Source organism: Terriglobus sp. (assembly GCF_965201105.1).
Lineage (GTDB): Bacteria > Acidobacteriota > Terriglobia > Terriglobales > Acidobacteriaceae > Terriglobus.
Genome location: NZ_OZ241741.1, coordinates 2657743 through 2678404, shown reverse-complemented (window position 1 = coordinate 2678404; position 20662 = coordinate 2657743). Strand labels below are relative to the sequence as shown.

Here is a 20662-nt window from a genome sequence, read left to right as displayed (position 1 = left end):
GAAGGCCCACACCGCCGTGCACTTCGGCATCACAGCCGCATGCGCCTCTTTCGCGCCCGCACCGGGTTCCACACCACTCGCCAGACAAGCCCAGCCCGCACGCGCTTTCTCTTGTGTGCCTTCGCCATGTTCGCCGCCCTGGGTTGCCGCACGGCGAAGCGGACCGAGGCCACTCCCCTATCCACCGCTGGCTGGAGAAGCATCCGGTCCGGCCGCCTCGCCGTCAAGGTCCCGCCGGGAACCACGGTGGAGACTTCCATTTCCATGGTGCGTGGTGTGTACCTGTCGGTCGAGTCCTACAAACCGGGACAAACCTGGCAAAGCGTCCTGAACGACTTCACAAAGGGCACCCTTGAAAGCTCCGGGACGACGCGCAACAATGATGCGTCCACCACGGTGGTTCTGCCCACCCCGGCAGGCCAGGCCTGTCACAGATCCAATGGCGGCCAAGGCCAAATGGGCTTGATCGCCTGCGTCCTCCAGCTGCCACACGCGTACGTGCAGGCGAACTTGCCCATCACCGCGCCGGACCAGCTCGCCATCGCGGAGCAGACCATTCAGCAGGTCGTCAGCCACATCCTGCCCGCGCCGGTGCGCGACGGCGACTTCGCATTCGGCAACAACGAGGCGCAAGCAGGGGTGCAACTGCCGCCCGACACCAAATCCGTGGAACACGGGGACATCGTTCTCAACATGCTCCTGCCGGTAGAGGGGACTTCACGCACCAGCAACATGCAAGTGAACCTCAACGCGGACAGTCCCGACCCGCTCATGCCGCATAAAAGCCTGCTCAGGGATAGCGCGGACGAATCAGCCGCTGCCGCCCAGCGCGGCGACCCTGTGGACAAAGTCAAGCGACTAGGGCACCGCACAGTAGCCGGCCTGCCCGGAGAAGAGCGCGTCACCGTCATCTCCGCGTCTGAGCCGGACGTAAGCCCCATGGAGTGCCGGTGGCAGTTCTTCGGCGACCCCAACAAGCCGACGCCACCCGACGTGACCATGCGCGCAGTCAGCCCCGCGGCCCTGAACAACTTCGACTACAACACTAACCTACGCGCCTGGGACGCCATCCTCGACAGCGTCCACCTGCAGTAATCGCGCCCACTGAATCGCTTGCAGCAGCCGCGCCGACTGAATCGCTTGCAGGCGACGGCAACTTGAATCAGCGCGCGGCTTTAGCCGCCGAGATAGAAACGACGCAGGGCAGAACGCGGCTTCAGTCGCCGAAGTAGAAGGTGACGCAGAGCAGGAAACGCGGCTTCAGCCGCTGAGGTGATGCACTCTGAAGCTGCACGGCGCGTGCAACAGAACCACCGTGCCGCCACCTCGCACTCACTTCACTTCCACAACAGCTGCGAAACGTGATCAGGTTCTCGCGCCACATCAGCCACGTGTGCATGCCTGACGCTCACGCGCCCAGACTCCGCCCACTTCGCTCAATCAGAGACGGGTCATACGCTTTCGGCAATTCAGTCAGCATCCCTTCTAGAACAACGAAGCATTTCGGTGTAGAACGAGGGCATGTGGCGGCTGACAAAGCAATGGCGTGTAATGAGGTTTGGGCTGATGGTGCTGCTTGCGAGCACACCGGCCTTGGCACAGGACCAGGCAGAGCAGACCTCAGTCTGGTCCGTGCTGGTTAAGGACGCAGCGGGGGCCGTGATCCCGGGCGCAACAGTGGACTTCAAGTCGCCGCAAATAGTGCTGCTGCATGCCGTCTCTGATCGCAACGGGATTGCGGCACTAACGCACGGTGCAGAAGCAGCAGGTCAGTTGACCGTCACAGCGCGAGGGTTTCGGGCGGCGAGTATACCGATACAAAGCGAAACCCCCGCAGGAGTCACTGTCAAGCTTCAAATTGACGACAGTGACAATGCGTACAGTGGCCCATGCTGTTTCGATTCGATCGCGTTGGAAACGGCACCAGTACAGGACGTGGTACAGCTTGAAGCCGTTCACGGCACGGTCCCAGATGAGGGGTCAGACGAGGCCGCTGTCCGCTCTGTCATTGAGACTGAGATACAGGGTTGGCAGATGTACGACCCCAAGCAGGTCGCAGACCTCTACACCGACGACGCCATCTGGCAAAATCCTTTTGGCGTTCGCCTGCACGGCAGGGCAGCGCTCCTCGCCTTCCTAACCGACCTGATGAATAGGCCAGGGTTCCGCGCCGGCAAAAGCACCACACCGTGGAAGATACTCGACGTGCGCATGCTCTCCCCAACGACCGCCACCGTCTGGAGCGACGAGCGCATCGAAGGTGTGGTCCCCGGCAACAACGCCATCGCCATTCCTCTGCGTCACTCGTACTACCTCGAGGCGCTCACCAAGCGGGACGGCACCTGGAAGATCACAGATTTTATGGTGATGGACATCGTCCACCCGAAATAGCTCTGCTTGGCCGCATCGCCACTTACTTCCACAACAACTGCGAAAACGTGATCAGGTTCTCCCGCCACACCAGCCAAGTGTGCATCCCGGGTGTTTCGTTGATGCTCACATTGCCCTTCACGTTCGTCTTCGCCCACGAACCAAAGCGGCGGTTCACCGTGATCAGGCCATCCTCCGTCCCGCACGACAACCAGAACAGCTTGAACGGCGCCTGCGTTTTTGCGTTCGGCACCATGTCCTTGAACGCTGCTTCATAGGTCGAATCCGGAATGCTCGCGGCGCTCTGCTCCGTCGTGGTACGCGGCGCCAGCGGAGACACGATCGCGGACGAGAACGCACCCACGTAGCCGAACACCTCCGGGTGGTTCAGCCCGGTGTGAATGGAATGCCCACCGCCCATACTGAGCCCGGCAATCGCGCGATGCGGGGCGTCGGTCGCAATGTTGTACCGCGCCTCCGACATGGGGATTACCTCTTTTAGCATCATCTGTTCAAACAGGTTCTGGTTCTCCACGGGAAGACGGTACGGCGGCGACCAGACGTTCCAGCCTTCGGTGATCATGCGCATGGTTCCATAGGCGCGCGGCATCACCACAACCATGGGCTGAATCTTCTTCTCCGCAATCAGCGCGTCCAGAATCCAGTTCGCCTGCCCCGCGTCCGTCCACCCGATCGCGGAATCCGAGTAGCCGTGCAGCAGATACAGCACCGGGTACTTCTGCTTCCGGTGCGCGTCGTAGCTCGGTGGCAGATAGATGTAAGTGTCGCGGTCGTGCAGGCCGTCCTCGTCCGTCGCCAGCTTGCTCGTGTACATCACGTGATCAACGGTGCCGTGCGGAATGTCTTGCAGGTCCCATGGCTGGGGCGACGGCCTGCCGGGCACATGCACAATGCTCGACGGGTTCTGCAGGTTCATGCGCACCATGGGATCGCGCGGATCCATCTCGCGCTCGCCGTCCACGATCACGCGATAACCGTAGTACTCGGGCTTCAGCGGCTCGGTCGTCACGGTCCACGTGCCGCTTGCGTCCTGCTGCAGCGGGCGCGGATCCGCCTCGCCTTCCAGCGTCAACTGCACGCTCTTCGCATTGGGTGCGATTACGTTGAATGTGGCGCTGCCGTCCGGGTGCACGATCGCCGACCGCACCTGCTGCTGTTGCGCCCGCGCGGCCGGGTCGATCGCAATCACGCGTCTCGGATTTGCCGGCCTGACCTGAATGCCGCTGGGCGCAGCCTGTTGCGCCGGCGTGGAAGCGGAAAACAGGGAAGCAGCGGCCAGAAGCACGGAACACGAAGCAGCGGAAAAGCGCATGATGCGGGAAGTGTAGCAAGCCGGCAGAACTCCCGGCTTTCCAGCCGTGCGATGCGTTCGAACGCGGCGCATCGTACAAAGCGTCCGTTTGCACCTACATTATTCTGCCCAAGCCAAACGGGACGGCACATGGCCGCCCCGTTTGGCTTGTTGATCGAGTGATTCGTTGGGTCGTTTAGAACGGATTCAGCTTCTTCACGCCCTTCTTTTTCTTGTGCGCGCTGCTGCTTTCGACACCGTTGTCGAAGTCCGGCTTTGGGTTCTTGATTTTGCCGTTCTCGTTCGGTTGCGGCGCGTTCTGTCCCGCGGGCGTCTTTACGCCTTGCGTGTCGTTGACCGCATCGGGAATTTCGGCGGCCTTCTCCACCGGCGGCAGCGCCGCATTCGTCGGCGGCCCCACTGCGGGCAGTCCGTTGCCTGCGTCGGTGTGGCTGCTTGTCCCCGGTGTCAGAATCTCGACGCCTACGCTGCGACTACCCGTGGCCGGCGCTACGCCTTGTGGTGTGGTCGGCACCGTCGTCGTGGTTCCGGCGTCGGCGTTGGTCTCGGTTCCCGCTGCGGGAATGTCCGACAGCGTCGCAGGAGCGTTCACCGCCGCAGGTGCGCTTGTCGGCGTCACGGCATCGCCGGCGGGTGCGTTTGGAGCCGCGCTCGCATCGGTTGTGGGTGCCGCCGGCTTGTTGCCAATCGCCGCATTGAACTGACTCTCGATGCGCCTGGACACCTGCGGCGCATAGGTCGCCTGTGGGTCCGCAAGCGCCGGGTCGCCGATGCGCGCTGCCTGCACCACGTCAGGGCTGTGGAAGATCAAGACCTTGGCGCGATTTGCAATGTTGTACTGCTGCCGGCTGTTTTCCAGGGCCTGGCTCGCCGCAACCTGCTCCGCGGTCGGCTCCGGAATGGGCGCGCCGAGTGCCTCAAGCCGGTCACGGGCGTCCTCGACTCGAGGCGACGCGTTGTAGACCGTGACCACGCGGCTATAGGCGGCAATTGCCTGGTCGTCATACACCCGCAACAGCCGGGTACGCTGATCCTCTTTCAGGTTCTTCAGTGCCGGATTCAGGCGGATAAATCTTGCCTGTGCCGCATACGCGTCTCCCAGCCCAATCAAAGCCGAGTCGATTTTGCTATAGAGCGGGTACGTGTCGACCACGGTCTGGTACCGCGCGATGGAGGCGGCATAGTTCTCATGGCCTGCGTAGAAATCGGCGATGCCGGTCTCGCGCGACGCCAGCAATTCCTGCACTTCGCGCAGCTTCTGCTTGGCCTGCGGAATCAGTTTGCTGTCAGGGTACTGCGCCAGCATGTTGCGGTACTCTTCCTGCGCGTGAATGGCTTTCGCGTAGTCGCGATCGGGCTTGTCCATCTGCCGGAAATAAATGTCGCCGATGCGCATCTGCGCTTCGGCCGCTTCCGGCGCGTTCGGGAAGAAGATGATGAAATCCTTGTACTCGGTCTCAGCCTGGGTCAGCGCAGCGGTTCCGCCTTCCTTGTACCAGCTGTCGGCAAAGGCCAGCTTGGCGCGCATCTGGAACTCGGAATCCGGATACGTCGCGAGCATGTCCTGCAGCAACAAGCGGCTTACGTCGTAGTGACCCTTGTTTAACGAGACCATCGCGCGATCAAACAGCAGTTTGTCCGGTTGCGCGGTGTTCACGTTGGCCAGTGGATTGGCCTTCAGCCGCTGCTGCATCCGCTTCTGTTCCTTGACGGTGTCCTTGGTCTGCTTGACCTTTTCATCGCGCTTGTTGGTCTTTGCATCGTCCGTTTTGCGCGATTTCTTGCGCGAGGTGTTGCTGAGCACGGCGGTCGGCGTCTGGTCCGCGCTGGTGGTGCCGGCTGGAGCATCCGCGGGTGTGCTGGTCGGCGTCGCGGGAACCGCTTGCGCGTCCGGTGCGGCGGTAGCAGGCGCAGTCTGCTGCTGTGCCACGCTGTGCGCAATGGGGGCGACGAGCAGGCCCGCCAGCAACACCACCGTGGAACGCCGGAAGAAGAACGAGCGCGAGCGAAGCTCACGCGGAGAAGAAAGACGCATCCGCAAACCTCTTTAACGTGAACCGGCACCAAACCACGGCGCGGTTGCACCTGACCATTTTAGCGTTGCAGGGCAGCAAGCCGCCCTGCGGGACCTGGAAGTTTCTACCCTGTTGGACTGTTGCGTTCGGCAACCGTTACCGCTCAACTATCACCGCGATCAGACCGCGGCGACGGCAGCCGAGTCGTGCGCGATGCGCAGGAACTCGCGGGCGTTCGCTTCGGTCTTGCCGGGCTGAAAGATGGCCGAGCCGGCAACCAGCAGGTCCGCTCCTGCCTCAACGACGGTCGCAACGGTATTGTTAGCAATGCCGCCGTCGACCTCGATGCGATAGTTCAGGCCGAATTCGGAGCGCAAGGAGGCGAGATGCCGCACTTTTTCGACGCAGCGCGGAATGAAACTCTGGCCGCCAAAACCGGGGTTTACGGTCATGACCAGAACGTGATGCACCAGCGGCAAAACCTCGATCAGGGTTTCGACCGGCGTCGCGGGATTGAGGACGACGGCGGGCTGCATGCCGTGTTCGCGAATCGAAGTGAGCGTGCGGTGCAGGTGACGGCAAACCTCTTGGTGAACAAGGATCCAGTCGGCGCCGGCTTTGGCGAAATCGGGAATAAAGCGATCGGGGTCCTCGATCATCAGGTGGCAATCGAGCGGAAGGCGGGTGGTTTTGCGGACCGCCGCGACGACCGGCGGCCCGAAGGTGATATTGGGGACGAAATGGCCGTCCATCACGTCGACGTGGACGACGGAGCCGCCGCCGCGCTCGGCGGTGGCGATCTCCTCGCCGAGCCGGGTGAAATCGGCGGCGAGGATGCTGAAGGCGAGGTCGATCACACAGGCAGTGTATCAACCGGTGCGGAGCGATCCCCTCCCCCTCCTCTGCGAAGGGCAAGTTCTTCTTTATACAAGGTTTAGCTCTCGATGGGTGTCTAAGTTATTCATGTTGCAAGAGTTGCGCGTAAGTTCCTGCCGCAGAGCAGGTTAGAACGAGTTGCACCAAAGTTGAGGCATGCGCTTTTCGGGCGGTGTCTACCTCGGCGGCTAAAGCCGCGGATGTTTGCGGGTGTCTACCTCGGCGGCCAAAGCCACGAGTATGGATGGATCGTGTCTACCTCGGCGGCTGAAGCCGTGGGTGAAGGCGATACTGAGGATATGGATGATCCTTTGCATCTGCCGCCGGGCCATTTTAAGGCGTATCTGTTCGACCTGGATGGGACTGTTGCCGATACGATGCCGCTGCATTTCGTTTGCTGGAATGAGGCGCTGGGTTTGCACGGATGTTCGCTGGATGAGACACAGTTCTTTGCGCTGGCGGGCATTCCCGTGGTGGAGACGATCGAGCTGCTGAACCGGCAGCACGGGTTGACCATGCCGGCGCGCGAGCTTGCGGAATATAAGGAGGCGCTATTCCTAAAGCGGCTTGTGGAGTTGAAGCCTGTGGAGGCGGTAGTGGCCCATGTGCACGAGGCGCATGGGCGGATTCCGCTGGCGATTGTGTCGGGTTCGCCGCGGGCGAGCATTTTGCATTCGTTGGGAATGCTGGGCTTGACCGAACGGTTCGAGGTGATTGTGGGCGCGGAGGATTACGCGCGCGGCAAGCCGGATCCGGAGCCGTTTCTGACGGCGGCGGCCCGGTTGGGGGTGATGCCCCAGGATTGCCTGGTGTTTGAGGATGCGGATCTTGGGATTCAGGCGGCGAAGGCGGCGGGGATGCAGTGGGTAAAGGTGCCGCAGCCGGCGTTGGGATGATTCGACGCCATCGTGATTCTGAGGACGGGCGATGTCACCTCGGCGGCTGAAGCCGCTGTGTCCCTGGATGTACGCCTTCTATCTCGGCGGCTAAAGCCGCTTGTGTGACGAGGCGTCGCGGCTTCCTGAGCACCTGTGGCGAGGGGAGTCTGTCGACCCCACCTTAGCCGCAAAGAACGCGGCGAAGGTGGGGCACATGGGATTGTGGTGCTTCGCCCACCTTAGCCGCAAGGAGCGCGGCGAAGGTGGGGCACATGAGGTTGTGGCGCTTCGCCCACCTTAGCCGCAAAGAGCGCGGCGAAGGTGGGGCACATGAGTCCGATTCAGGCTTCCATGAGGCCGGAGTAGACGGCCATGCCGGCGACGGCGTCGACGCCCATCCTGTCGAGTTCGTCGACTTCGGCGTGAGAGCGGATGCCGCCGGCGACGATGAGCTGCCTGGCGGTGCAGGCGCGGAGGATGGCGGCGACTTCCTGCGGGAAACCGGAGAGGGTGCCTTCGGTGTCCACGTGCGTGTAGAGGAAGGTGCCGCAGTCGTTTTCGAGCCAGGTCACGGCTTCTTCCGGGGTGAGGTCGACGGAGTCCTTCCAGCCTTTCACGGCGACGCGGCCGTTCCTGGCGTCGACGCTGAAGACCAGCTGGTCTTCGCCGAGTGACTCGCGAAGGTTTTCCGAGAAATCCAGATTCAGGACGGCGTGGCGCTTGCGGTCGGCTTCGTTGTCGCCGCCGAAAAGGGTGGAGCCGTAGATGACGCGTCTTGCTCCAAGATCGAGCTTGCGTTGACCGTCTTCGGCGGAGCGGAGGCCGCCGCCGACCTGGCAGGGCAGCTGACGGGTGAACCGCTCGATGAGAGGCTCGTTGGAGCCTTGCCGCATGGCCGCGTCGAGGTCGATGAGTTGAACCAGCGGATACTTCCCGAAGCGCTCGATCCAGTAGTCGAAGTCGTCAAAGGCGAGCTTAAGGGTTTCGCCCTGCACGAGCTGGACGATGCGGCCGCCCATGAGGTCGATGGATGGAATGAGCATGTGGTTCAGTTTAGCGAGTCAGCGGTGAGAGGTTTGGTGGGGCAACAAAATGCAGGTTTCGGTGCAAGCACCGAGTCCACTACGCGCCCACGGTGAAGCTGTGGGTGCTCCGGTCGAAATGACAGGGTCGAAATGACTACGAAATGCAGGTTTCGGTGCAAGCACCGAGTCCACTGCGCGCCCACGGTGAAGCTGTGGGTGCTTCGGTCGAAATGACAAGTTTCGCAGAGGAGATGCAGGGACAGACACTGATCCGCAGTTCACTTGCCGCGCTGGTTATTCGTAGGCGAGGGCGTCGATTGGATCTTTGCTGGCGGCTTTGAAGGCGGGGTAGATGGCGCCGAGCAGGGCGCCGCCGAAGGCGAGGAGCACGCCGCGAATGACCCACGGACCGTTGATCTGGTAATCGAGGGTCGGGAGGAACTTGGCAAGGATGAGTCCCAGCACATAGCTGACCAGAACGCCCAGCGCGATGCCGCAGCCGGAGAGGAGCAGAGTTTCGCGGAGCACGGCCTGCACGATATAGCTGCGGGAGGCGCCGAGCGATTTCAGGATGCCGATCTCGCGCGTGCGCTCCATGATGGCGGTGTACATGGATTGGAAGATGACCAGGAAGCCAACGACCACGGCGATGCCGGTTACCACGTCAAGCGAGAGTGTCAGCGCGGGCAGTTTTTCAGGCGTGATCTGGGATAGGAATTCGTCGAGCGTCTGCACGTTGTACTGTTCCATGCCGGGGGTGTGCAGGATGGCCTGCCGGACCTCTTCCAGGTGCTTGGGCGAGTCCTGCGTTTTCAGGTAGAAGGCGGTGGCTTTGCCCTCGGTGTGGGTCAGCTGGCCCATGGTGTCGATGGGGATGAACTTGCGGCCGCCACGGCCATGGCGAACGATGCCGGAGATGTGGAAGGTTTCGCCGAGGATCTTGAGCGGATCACCGACCTTGGCGGTTTTGGAAACGTAGTCGTCGATGACAACGCTGTCGGGCGCGGTGAAGGGGCCGCCGCTGATGAACTGAAAGGGAGTGAGCGCGTTGAAGCTCTGGAAGTCGATGCCGTAAATGTTGTCCAGCGAGCTGGTGATCTGGATATTGACGGGAGCGACAACGGCGACATTGGGAATGTCGCGGAGGACGCTGGCGACCTTGATGTTGGCGCCGGCGGGGCTCATGCCAACGAAGTTGTTGGTGCTGCTGGGGCGCACGAACAGGTCAAGGCCGATGCCGCTGGTGCGGGTATGAAACCCGTTCACCTTGCCAAGCATGATGGCGGCAATGGAAAGGATCATGATGACTTCGACCGCAACCGCAAGAATGGAAATAACGGAGCGCAAAGGGCGGTGGGTCAGGTTGCCGACGACCAGCTTATTCATGCGGGTTTGATTCTACCGTTTCGGCCGGCACGGCTTCGGTCCGCCGTTGCGGATGAGTGCCGGTCAGCCCTGCGCGGGCGCTGCCAGGCGTCGCTGCTGGGGCCGGGGAACGGGGCGGCGGATGACGGCGCGCTTGCCGGGGCCGAGCAGAAGTGTGCCGATGAGCGGGGTGACGTAGATCATGGCGAAGGCGGTCGCGATGATGGCCTCCATGCCGAACGAGATGATGTAGACCGGGAACTGGAGCATGCCCTCTGCCGCGATGTGGGCGAAGGCCATGACAAAGAAGAGTGCCCAGGGTGCCTCGTCGGTGCTGCCCATGACGAAATTCATGGCGGCGAACATGAGGAACTGGATCGCCGGCATGACCAGCAGGACACCCACCCAGCCTGCCTGGTGGTAGGCGTCGCCGTAGGGGGAAAAGGAGATGCCGGTGGTGTGGTCTGCGGGCGCGAGCATGCCGATTTCGTGCGCATAATCGTTGCCGGAGTGGATTTCTGGCTTGTTCGGCAGGATGAAGTGCGGAATGATGTTTTCGAAATACGTGAAGGTGTTCTGCAGGCCGATGGGGCCGTTGACGTCGGTCAGGCTGATGAGCGCGCTGTCAATGGGGACCAGGGTCAGCCGGTCGAAGATGCCGCGTGGCTTGTTGAACCAGTGGTACAGTTCGACACGGCTTTCCGCGGCCGCGTTCACCATGGCGCGTAGCGCCAACGGGTGCTTCAGCATGCGGTAAGCAACGCCGGGGTCCGCGGCAGTTTCGGCGCGGAAGTTGCGTCCATACTGGGAAAACGGCACCAGCACCGCGACCGCAAACGCGCCCAGCGGCACCAGGATGAGCACCTGGAGGAAGCTGAGCCGGAGCCGTGCCGCGGCCGCCGCGACGATCCAGGCGAGGGAAGGCGCGAACATGGCCTCCTTGGAGTAGGAGACGAGGCCGACCCAACTGGAAAAGGCCCACGCAATGAGCACGGGCCAGGAGAACGAGGAGCGTCCGCCGGTGGCCTTGACCCGCTGGTAGACGCCGATGAGGATGGCGAGCGGGAGTGTGATGTTGAGCTGGCGGGCGATGCTGGCGAGGCTGGGCGCGAGCAGGAAGAGAATGTAGGGCAGGCCGATGCCGACGGCGAGGCAGCCGAGCACGACCTGAGAGGTGTTGTCCTGGGTTAACCTGCCGGCGAGAAAAGCTTTCTTGGGTTTGAAGCGAGTGCTGAGCACAGCGGCGAACGCAGTGCCACAGGTGCCGAGCATGTAGATGAGCAGTGTCTGGTCGGCGTTGGCGACGTTACTGACAAGGGGTTCGTTGGTGAGAGCCTTGACGAAGACGCCGAGCAGGCCGGTGAACAGGGTGACGCAGAGGATGTAGGACCCCGCAGGGTTACGGAAGCCGCCTACGATGTTAAAGCTGAAATTGGTGACCAGCATCCAGCCCAGAATGGTAAGGCAAAGGACGGGCGAGTTACCTTCCGCGATCAGGACCGCCACGAGCAATGCACCGGCCAGCATGGTTCCCTGGTACGGGATCTGTCTTGGAAAAGGGATGTACAAGGCGTTCGGTTGGGTCGAGTGTAGCAGGGTAGCTGGTGTTTTGAGGCTTGTCAGGGCAGAACGGTGCTGGATTGCGATGGCGCGGACGACGATGCGGGCGATGGCGCGGGCGACGGTGCGAGAAGTGGAACGCGGCCGCCTTCGGGCGTGACCTCATACGATTCCACCTGAAAATGGGTCAGGTTTGCCACGCCGAATGAGGTCGTGATGGCGACGTCCGCAGCGTCGCGGCCCGTGGCCATGAGGAGGCGGCCGTAGCGCGGCTCGTTGTGGCGGGCGTCTATGTTCCACCACTGGCCGCCGAGGTAGACCTGATACCAGGCGGAGAAGTCGCCGGGGCCGCCGAAGGGAAGGCGGATGTCGCCGAGGTAACCGGTGACGTACCGGGCGGGAATGTTCATGGCGCGGGTGAGAGTGACGGCGAGGTGCTGGAAGTCGCGGCAGACGCCCTCGCGCTCTGTGTAGACGTCCATGGCGGTTTTGGTGGAGCGGGCCTTCATATAGTCGAAGCGGACCTTACCGTGGACCCAGTCGCGAATGGCGGTAGCGAGCGGCCAGCCGGGTAGGCTGTAGCCGAAGAGGTCGGAGGCGATGCCGTTGAAGCGGTCAACTTCGCAGTAGCGGCTCGAGAGCAGAAACTGCAGGACCTGATGCGGGAGGTCGGCGACGGGGTGTTGCACGGCCTGGAACGCCTGGGTGTCTTGCTGGTCAGGGGCTTCGACCAGGCTCCGACCGGAAATGCGCAGAGCTCCGGCGGGCGCGGTGAAGCGGGCGCAGCGATTGCCGAAGCAGTCGGTGTAGCCGGTGGGCGTGATGTTGCGGGTGGTGTTGCTGTCGACGTGCTCGACTTGGAGGTCCTCGGACGAGCGGAGCTGCTGCTGCAAAGAGGGATGCAGATGCAGGAGCACGATCATCGCCGTTTCGCAGGGCAGTTGGAACTGGATGTCGAATTCGTTCTGGATGAGCATGGGCGTAGACCTTTGTCGCTTCGATGAGGTGCAGCCCCGGCGGTGTTGTTCTGAGCCACGGGGCGGGGAAGGTTCATCCTGCTGCATGTGCAGATTGTTGAAGCGCGGCTTTCGTGTGCGCTAACCATACCAGAAAGTGTTTAGGCAAGAGCCGACACACATTTGTGTTGACGGCAACAAAATAGGGTTCATGATGATTTGCGACTGAAGAGAATCCCAAATTGGGAACTCCGGTCGCTTGAAGAACCCGCTTCACAATCTTTCTTACGGAGAATTGCATGAGAACCTTCCCCCTGGTTGTTGCGTTGTTCACTGCACTTGCTGCCTCGTGCTCGATGCATGCAGCATCGGTTTGTCCTGTAGTCGGAGGTGCGACCGCCGGCTGCGATCTGATCATCACGGTGACGGATACCGGCACGACCATCACGCCTGGTCCAAGCTTCACCCTGAACAGCGGAACCTACGACGGCAGCGATGACACGCTGGTCGGCATCGTTAACAACTCAAGCATCGCGCTGAGTTCCCTCGACCTTAGCTCGACTACAGACATCTTCGGTTTTGATGGAGATGGCATCACCGGCTACGGTGCTCCAGGAAACGCCATGGACCCGAGCGGGTACGGTGGTCCCAACACGTACTTCACAAACATTAGCGCGAATGGTACGAGCGGCACCTTGAACTTCATCAGTGCCCTTGCAGCGGGTGGAGGCAGCACCTACTTTGGATTGGAGGAGGCGCTCACACCCACACAGGTGGTAGTCGGTCCAACTGTTACTCCTGAGCCCAGCTCGTTTGTTCTTCTTGGGACGGCTGCTATCGGCTTAGTTGGTGCGGCTCGCCGCCGCTTCGCAAGTTAGTTCCCTGACCATTGACGCACGTACAAGCGGGGCTCCTCTTCAGGAGCCCCGCTTGTACGTGTTTGATCTGTGATCAGTCGGCCGCGATGGCTTCGTGCTTGGTGGCGCCGGCTTTGAGGGCTTCGGCTTTGTCGGTTCGTTCCCAGGTGAAGCTGTCGGCGGTGCCGGTGCGGCCGAAGTGGCCGTAGGCGGCGGTTTGCTTGAAGATGGGGCGGCGCAGGCCCAGCGTTTCGATGATGCCGCTGGGGTTGAGCTTGAAGTTTTCGCGGACCAGCTTGGTCAGTTCGGTTTCGGAAATGGTACCGGTGCCGAAGGTGTCGACGAGGACGCTGACGGGCTGGGGCTCGCCGATGGCGTAGGCGAGCTGGACCTCGCAGCGGTCGGCGAGGCCGGCGGCAACGATGTTTTTTGCGATGTAGCGGGCCATGTAGGCGGCGGAACGGTCGACCTTGGTTGCGTCCTTGCCGGAGAAGGCACCGCCGCCGTGCCGGCCCATGCCGCCGTAGGTGTCCACAATAATCTTGCGGCCGGTGAGGCCGGAGTCGCCCATGGGTCCGCCGATGACAAAGCGGCCGGTTGGGTTGATGTGGAACTTGGTGTTCTCGTCGAGCAGCTCGGCGGGAATGACGGCCTTGATGACGTGCTCGATCACGTCCGCGTGGATCTGCTCGTTGGTCACGTTCTCATCGTGCTGCGAGGAGATGACGACGGCATCAACGCGAGCGGGCTTGCCGACTTCGGCGTACTCGACCGTGACCTGGCTCTTGCCGTCGGGGCGCAGGTAGGGCATGGTGCCGTTCTTGCGGACTTCGGTGAGCTTCTCGGCGAGGCGGTGTGCCAGCTCGATGGGCAGCGGCATCAACTCGGGGGTTTCATTGGTGGCGTAGCCGAACATCATGCCCTGGTCGCCGGCTCCGTCCTTGTCCACGCCCTGGGCGATGTCGGGCGACTGCTTGTTGATGGAGGAGATGACCGCGCAGGTGTTGGAGTCGAAGCCGTATTCGGAGTGAGTGTAGCCAATCTCCGCGACGGTGCTGCGGACCAGCGACTGGAAGTCGACGTAGGCCTTGGTCGTGATCTCACCGGCGATGACGACGAGGCCGGTGCAGGTGAGTGTCTCGCAGGCGACGCGGCTGTAGGGATCTTCCTTCAGGCAAGCATCGAGGATGGCGTCAGAGATCTGGTCGGCGATCTTGTCGGGGTGGCCTTCGGTAACGGACTCCGAGGTGAACAGGAAACGGTCGCGTGTGGGCAAACTTCTACTCCTCCGGGTGATTTCACGGCACGGGCGCTAAGGGGCGCGGATGTGCGGGAAAGTATCTTCCGAAGTTTACAGGAAGCAGAATGGCGCCCGTAGAGGCGCCATTCTGGTCTGGAGTAAGAACCGGTTAGAACACGAGCTTGGCACCGATCTGGACGATGCGCTTGTCGCGATAGCTGGTGATGTTGCCGGCGCTCGAGCTGTAACCACTGGCGCTGATGAGGCTACCTGTCGAAATGCCGTCGGGGTTGGTGTGGTTGAAAATGTTGGTGGCCTCGCCGCGAAGCTGCAGGTTTAGACGCTCGTACAGTTTGATGTTGCGGAACAGGCCTGGATCAACGCGCCACCATCCGGGACCGTTCACGATGTTGCGCGTCGCGTTGCCGCCGCGGATCTGACCGTTTGGAACCGCGGCGAAGGCGTTGATATTGAACCAGTGCTGGCGAGTGTGAATGGCGCCGCTGGTTGCGGTGGTGTGATTTGGATCGCCGACCAGGTCAGGACGGCCGCTGGAGACGCTGGAGCCGTTGACGACGCCAACACCAGCCGGGTCCAGGCCGCTGGTCGTGACGTTCAGCGGAAGGCCCGAGTTGACGTAACCCGCGGCAGAGATCTCCCATCCGCCCAGCAGATGACCGACCAGGCCTTTCTGGTCATAGAAGAAGGGCAGTGTGTACACCGCGTTGGCCGAGAACACGTGACGCCGGTCGGCTGCTGCACGGCCGTACTCGGCGCTGATCTGCGACGAGATCTGCGGCGCGCCCGTGCGGTCGGCATTGGCATTTGTCAACGCCTTCGCGTACGTGTAGTTCGCCGCGATGAGCGAGCCGCGACGAAACTGCTTGCGGACAGACGTTTGCAGCGAGTTGTAGTTTCCGTCAAAGATCGTCAGCGCTTCATTGATCGGGCCATAACCCAGGTAGGGGCGAATCTGGTTGAGTGTGCCGACATTGGTGGTGTTGATGACGCGAGTCGAACCAGTTGTTGGAGTGGTACCCAGGCCTGCCGCCAGGTAGGCACCTGGTGCGGCCTGGTTAATGTCGACCAGCCCAAGCAGATGTACCTGATGACTGCCTACATAGGCGACGTCGGCAACGATTCCGCCTGGCATCTGCTGCTGCAGGTCGAGCGAGAACTGCTGATCGTAAGGATTCTTGAACCTGGGCGAAGTGCCGCGCAGCACCGGTGCGGTGAAGTTCGCGTTTGCAGCGACAGCGGCGGGGTTGTCAAACGTCGTGTTGGAAATGGTCGGCGTGACAACAAAGGGAATGTTGGCGAAGATGTTCTGCTCGTAAATGCCGAACAGCGCCGAGTCATAGGAAATGCCGTAGCCGCCGCGAAGGGCGGTATGGGCGTTGCCGAAGACATCCCACGCAAAACCAATACGCGGAGCAAAATCCAGGTTGTCGGAGGCGCCGACCTTGCGGCCATGCGGTGAGGTGGCCGCTGCCTGCCCGAAAGGCGAGTTGGCAAAGGCGGTGTTGGCGGGATTGCTATTGATGCTGATGCCGTTCAGCCGGTTTCCATTCGGGTTGGGTATGACGCCACCCGTGCACGCTGCGCCGACAACGCAGAGATTGCCGCTGGAGCTCTTGTCGATAGCGACGGCGTTTGCCGGATTGTAGAGCGAAGGGTCGAAGGTGGTGAGCTGGTTGTTGGCGTCAGTAGGCTGCGCGAACTTGGAGTAACGCAGGCCCAGGTTCAATGTGAACCGCGGGGATACCTTCCAATCGTCCTGAGCATAGGCCTCGAACTGGTTCACGCGAATATCGGCGGTGACGTCGACAGATGCCTGCGAGAACGTGGTGACGAAGCCCGTCAGGAAGTTGGCGAAGCTCTGCTGGTAGGCCTGCGCCTGTGTCGCAGTGACACCTGTGGTAATCAGGCCGGCATTGCTAAACGTAAAGCTGCCCGCGTTGGCGGCGGCATTATTTTCACGCTTGTTGTAGTGGTTGTAATCGATGCCAAGGTGGATCGTATGCGGTCCGGCGGTCTTGATTACATTGACGAAGATGTTGTGATTGCGGCTGTAGTCGCGATACGGGCCGTAGGTAGTGATACCCGTACCGCCGCCTGTAAAGGCGATACCGGGAACGCGCGGCAGCGTGGACTGGTAGGGAAGCTTCGTCGCGCTTGCGATGTCCGGTGAGTTCGCGTTGAGCGCGCTTCCGATCGGGTCGCTGAGCAGCGCCCCCTGCGAGTAGGCGTAACCGCCGTCAAGCAGCAGAGTCGGAGTGAGCGTGTAGGTGGCGTGGCCCAGGTAGATGCGGCCAGGCGCGTTGGTGCTGGTGGTCTGCACGCCGGGGTAACCCGTGCCCTGGAAGAGGCCGCCCGGTTCGATGGTCGGAATGGAGTCGTTGATGAAACGGAAGAAGACGTTCAGCTTCTGCCCAAGCTGCTGATCGATGCGCGCGATCTGCTGGTTCGCGTTGAAGACGTTGCGCTGCGCCGCTGTAACGAAGTTGCCGGCCGCGTCCGGTTGACCCACGTTTGCGTAGATGTCTTTCAGGTAGGCCTGTGCAAGCGTCGAGGTAGGCGTGACCTGCCGTGTGCCGGCGTTGTTGCACTTGCCATTTGCGGGATTCACGCTGCTGCAGACCTGCACGCTGAAGTTGCCGGCTCGCTCGGCAAGCGTAGGCACGCCGGTCAAGGTCACCGGCTGGTAGGTAATAACGCGCCGGATTTCCTGCGAGAAAAAGAAGTAGGTGTGATGCTGGCGCCCGTCGTAAAGATGGGGAAAGTAGACCGGACCGCCAATGGTGTAACCGAAGTCGTTGTAACGATAGCGAGGACGCCCGGCGGTGGCCTTGGTTGCACCGGTAGGCGTGGTCGTGAGCTTGTTCAGAACGGCGTTGGCATTAAAGACGTCGTTGCGGACAAATTCATAGGCGCTGCCGTGCAGCTGGTCGGTGCCGGACTTGGTGACGACGTTTATCTGCCCGCTGGCGCTGCGGCCGAACTCGGCCGAATACTGGCCGCGCAGGGTCTTGAACTCTGCGATGGCGTCGACCGAGGGGTAGGTGAGCAGCGTGAAATTGGAGCCGCGGTCGACGTTGTCCGCGCCGTCGACCGTCCAGGAGTTACCACTGGTCCGGGCGCCGTTCACGGAGAAGCTGACGACGTTGGTGCCGCCGTTCGGATTGGAGTTGCCGATGTAGAGCTGGTCGCCGCCGGTGTAGGCAACGCCCGGCTGCAGGGCGACAAGTTGCTCGTAGTTGCGTGTGGCGAGCACAAGCTCGCGCACCTGGGTGCCGTTGATCAGGCCGGCCTGGGTTGCATCGGCCAGATTGATCTGCTGCTCCGCCGTGCTGACCGTGACGGTTTCGGCGCCGCCGCCCGCCTTGAGCGACGCATTCAGCGTCAGGTTATCGTTCACGTGCAGAACAATGTTCTGCAGTGTCTGGTCGGAGAAGCCGGGCGCGTTGATCTTGACCACGTAGCCGCCCAGCGGAAGAGAAGTCGCGGTGTAGGTTCCGCTGTTGCCAGTTTTGAGCGTGCGCACAGTCTGGTTGCGCTCGGTATTGATGAGGACAACCGTGGCGTTTGGGACGGCGGCGCCGGAGGTGTCCTGCACCGTGCCGGAGATGCTGCCGCTTACGTCTTGCGCCAGCATGGGGGCGGAGAGGACGGCGGCGGTGGCGAGCATGCCGAGGAGGCGGTTGGGGCGAGTTGCGATCACGTAGGGCTCCTGAAGGTTTGCAGGTCGGGGCAAACGGCATGCCGCTCCACAGAAAGGCCTGGGATGCAACTGCTGCTGTGCGAAAGTTCGGGTACACCACAAAGGGTAGCGGCGCGCTATGGCGCAGTCAAACGCCTGTGGGCAAAACTGCGTTACTCGGGCTGCGGGCTGTCCTGCGGCGGGGTGGGAGCGGAAGGAGAAGGGTCTGCCCGCCGATTGACGGGAAGCAGGTGCAGCCGGGCTGCGAGCTTTGGCGGCAGGTGGACGATGCCACGCCGTGCCAGCAGGGCGGTAACGCCCGCGGCAAGCATAAACACGATCAGAAGCAGGGCCGCGACACCGGCCCAGCGTGCGCCCCGGCTTTCCCACTGCGGGGCGCGGTTGCGCTTCACGTTCTCGGCGAACTCGGTCCAGTTCTCGTTTTCGTGCTCGGGGTCGATGCCGTGGCGGCGCAAGGCGTCGGTAAAGGCGGTGACGGTGTCGTCTTCATCCAGACCCACGTAGCGGGCGTAGGCGCGGACGATGCCGCGATTGAAGACGCCACCCGGAAGCTCGCGGAAACGCTCGTTTTCCAGCGCACTCAGGTTGCGCAGCGAAACGCGCGTGGCGACGGCGATGTCGTCGAGCGCGATGCCGCGCTCCTCGCGTGCCGACCTGAGACCTTCCCCGAAACTCATGCCGTTCCAGTAAGTGGTGCGCTGTGTGGGTCGATTGCGAGACAGCGCCGCTCCGATTTGCTGTGATGCGGCGATGCTATCGTGTGTCGCATAAACGGGTCAAAGGCGTCGCAATACCGCAAAGCGAACGATGCTGTCGTGTGTCGCATAAACGGGTCATAGCGTCTATTACTGCGAAGCGAACGATGCTGTTGTTTGTCGCACAAATGGGTCAAAGCCGGCGCGTTGCCTGATACCTTGTAAGGGTGACACGGGTTGAGACAACGCCCGAAGAAAGCTAAAGGGAGTACCTGAATGGCCACCGCTGTCCTCGCACCAGAGATGACGAAAACGTCTGAATCGCAAGTTGGGCCGCTGCCGTACAAAGTTGCCGACATGAGCCTGGCCGACTGGGGCCGCAAGGAAATCCGCATCGCCGAGCAGGAGATGCCGGGGCTGATGAGCATTCGCGCCAAATACGCGGCGGAAAAGCCGCTGGCAGGCGTTCGCGTGACCGGGTCGCTGCACATGACGATCCAGACCGCGGTCTTGATCGAAACGCTGCAGGAACTGGGTGCGGACGTGCGCTGGGCAAGCTGCAACATCTTCAGCACGCAGGATCACGCGGCCGCGGCGATTGCAGCGACGGGCACGCCGGTGTTTGCGTGGAAGGGCGAGACGCTGGAGGAGTACTGGTGGTGCACGTACCAGGCGTTAAGCTTTCCGGGCGGGCTGGGGCCGCAGCTGGTCGTGGATGACGGTGGCGACGTAACGCTGCTCATCCACAAGGGCGTGGAGCTGGAAAACGGCGACCGTTCGTTTGTGGACGCCAAGGCGGGCAGCGAGGAAGAGGCGGTGATTCAGGCGCTGCTGAAGAAGGTGCTGGCCGAGAGTCCGCAGCACTGGAACACGACGGCGAAGGAGTGGCGCGGCGTCTCCGAGGAAACCACGACCGGCGTGCACCGGCTGTACACGATGATGAAGCAGGGCAAGCTGCTGGTGCCGGCCATTAACGTGAACGATTCGGTGACCAAGTCGAAGTTCGACAACCTGTACGGCTGCAAGGAGTCGCTGGCCGACGGCATCAAGCGTGCCACGGACGTGATGATGGGCGGCAAGGTCGCCGTGATTTGCGGATATGGCGATGTGGGCAAGGGCTCGGCGGCGTCGCTGCGCGGGCTGGGTGCGCGCGTGATCGTGACCGAGGTCGACCCCATCAACGCATTGCAGGCGGCGATGCAGGGCTTTGAAGTGACGACCATTGAGGAGACGATGGGCCGCGGCGACATTTACGTGACCTGCACCGGCAACGTCGACATCATCACGTTTGAGCACATGGAGCAGATGAAGGATCAGGCGATCGTCTGCAACATCGGCCACTTCGATAACGAGATTCAGATGGAACGGCTGAACTCGGCGCCGGGCGTGGAGAAGCTGGAGATCAAGCCGCAGGTACACCAGTACACGTTCCCCAGCGGCAAGCAGATTTTCGTGCTCGCCGAGGGCCGCCTGGTCAATCTGGGCTGCGCAACGGGTCACCCGAGCTTTGTGATGTCGAACAGCTTCAGCAATCAAACGCTGGCGCAGATCGACCTTTGGAAGAACAAGGATACGTATGAAATTGGCGTCTACGTGCTGCCAAAGAAGCTGGACGAGGAAGTGGCGCGGCTGCACCTGGAGAAGATCGGCGTGAAGCTGACGACGTTGTCGAACAAGCAGGCGGACTACATCGGGGTACCGGTGGATGGGCCGTTCAAGACGGATAACTACCGGTACTAGGCGATGGAGTGAAACGGCCCCTCTGGAAAGA

General features: G+C 61.9%; 15 protein-coding genes. 5 read left to right on the top strand and 10 right to left on the bottom strand.

What is annotated here, in order from left to right:
• Window positions 1–39: 39 nt before the first annotated feature.
• Both ACOFKT_RS11645 and ACOFKT_RS11640 read left to right on the top strand, forming a co-directional pair.
• Entirely contained in the window at window positions 40–1095 is a 1056-nt protein-coding gene (locus tag ACOFKT_RS11645) for a hypothetical protein (RefSeq protein ID WP_419804164.1), read from the top strand.
• Between the two features lie 456 nt (window positions 1096–1551).
• Window positions 1552–2391: an SgcJ/EcaC family oxidoreductase gene (locus tag ACOFKT_RS11640; RefSeq protein WP_419804163.1), complete on the top strand. Its 840-nt coding sequence runs from the start codon at window positions 1552–1554 to the stop codon at window positions 2389–2391.
• 22 nt (window positions 2392–2413) lie between these two features.
• Here ACOFKT_RS11640 and ACOFKT_RS11635 read toward each other — a convergent pair whose 3' ends face one another.
• The 3 genes from ACOFKT_RS11635 to rpe form a co-directional block, all read right to left on the bottom strand.
• Window positions 2414–3703: an esterase gene (locus ACOFKT_RS11635; protein WP_419804162.1), complete on the bottom strand. Its 1290-nt coding sequence runs from the start codon at window positions 3701–3703 to the stop codon at window positions 2414–2416.
• Between the two features lie 175 nt (window positions 3704–3878).
• Window positions 3879–5738 carry an outer membrane protein assembly factor BamD gene (gene bamD / locus ACOFKT_RS11630; RefSeq protein ID WP_419804161.1) on the bottom strand — a complete coding sequence of 620 codons (1860 nt, stop codon included), beginning with the start codon at window positions 5736–5738 and terminating at the stop codon, window positions 3879–3881.
• A gap of 159 nt (window positions 5739–5897) precedes the next feature.
• Window positions 5898–6575 (bottom strand): ribulose-phosphate 3-epimerase, encoded by a 678-nt coding sequence (rpe, locus tag ACOFKT_RS11625; protein ID WP_419804160.1) that lies wholly within the window; start codon window positions 6573–6575, stop codon window positions 5898–5900.
• A gap of 318 nt (window positions 6576–6893) precedes the next feature.
• Here rpe and ACOFKT_RS11620 point away from each other — a divergent pair, with 318 nt between their 5' ends.
• Window positions 6894–7490: an HAD family hydrolase gene (locus ACOFKT_RS11620; protein ID WP_419804159.1), complete on the top strand. Its 597-nt coding sequence runs from the start codon at window positions 6894–6896 to the stop codon at window positions 7488–7490.
• 323 nt (window positions 7491–7813) lie between these two features.
• On the opposite strand, the gene ACOFKT_RS11615 is transcribed toward ACOFKT_RS11620, so the two are convergent.
• The 4 genes from ACOFKT_RS11615 to ACOFKT_RS11600 form a co-directional block, all read right to left on the bottom strand.
• Window positions 7814–8515, bottom strand: coding sequence for a HisA/HisF-related TIM barrel protein (locus ACOFKT_RS11615; RefSeq protein ID WP_419804158.1), 702 nt, complete (start codon window positions 8513–8515; stop codon window positions 7814–7816).
• A 276-nt stretch (window positions 8516–8791) separates the two neighbouring features.
• Entirely contained in the window at window positions 8792–9883 is a 1092-nt protein-coding gene (locus tag ACOFKT_RS11610; RefSeq protein WP_419804157.1) for an ABC transporter permease, read from the bottom strand.
• 63 nt (window positions 9884–9946) lie between these two features.
• Window positions 9947–11389, bottom strand: a complete 1443-nt coding sequence (locus tag ACOFKT_RS11605) for a hypothetical protein (RefSeq protein WP_419804156.1) — start codon at window positions 11387–11389, stop codon at window positions 9947–9949.
• Window positions 11390–11481: 92 nt separating this feature from the next.
• A complete protein-coding gene (locus ACOFKT_RS11600) occupies window positions 11482–12399 on the bottom strand; it encodes a transglutaminase domain-containing protein (RefSeq protein ID WP_419804155.1) in 918 nt (305 codons plus the stop codon).
• A gap of 401 nt (window positions 12400–12800) precedes the next feature.
• Between ACOFKT_RS11600 and ACOFKT_RS11595 the strand changes: the two genes are divergently transcribed.
• Window positions 12801–13256: a PEP-CTERM sorting domain-containing protein gene (locus ACOFKT_RS11595; RefSeq protein ID WP_419804154.1), complete on the top strand. Its 456-nt coding sequence runs from the start codon at window positions 12801–12803 to the stop codon at window positions 13254–13256.
• A 73-nt stretch (window positions 13257–13329) separates the two neighbouring features.
• Here the strand turns inward: ACOFKT_RS11595 and metK are convergent, their stop codons facing one another.
• The 3 genes from metK to ACOFKT_RS11580 all read right to left on the bottom strand — a co-directional run bounded on the left by metK (window position 13330) and on the right by ACOFKT_RS11580 (window position 18873).
• Window positions 13330–14511, bottom strand: a complete 1182-nt coding sequence (gene metK, locus ACOFKT_RS11590; RefSeq protein WP_419804153.1) for a methionine adenosyltransferase — start codon at window positions 14509–14511, stop codon at window positions 13330–13332.
• A gap of 133 nt (window positions 14512–14644) precedes the next feature.
• The gene (locus tag ACOFKT_RS11585; protein ID WP_419804152.1) at window positions 14645–18196 is read right to left on the bottom strand and encodes a carboxypeptidase regulatory-like domain-containing protein; all 3552 of its coding nucleotides are present in this window, start codon (window positions 18194–18196) and stop codon (window positions 14645–14647) included.
• 152 nt (window positions 18197–18348) lie between these two features.
• Window positions 18349–18873, bottom strand: a complete 525-nt coding sequence (locus ACOFKT_RS11580; protein WP_419804151.1) for a helix-turn-helix domain-containing protein — start codon at window positions 18871–18873, stop codon at window positions 18349–18351.
• A gap of 321 nt (window positions 18874–19194) precedes the next feature.
• On the opposite strand from ACOFKT_RS11580, the gene ahcY reads away from it, so the two are divergent.
• Window positions 19195–20631 (top strand): adenosylhomocysteinase, encoded by a 1437-nt coding sequence (ahcY, locus tag ACOFKT_RS11575; protein WP_419807156.1) that lies wholly within the window; start codon window positions 19195–19197, stop codon window positions 20629–20631.
• The last annotated feature ends 31 nt before the right edge of the window (window positions 20632–20662 follow it).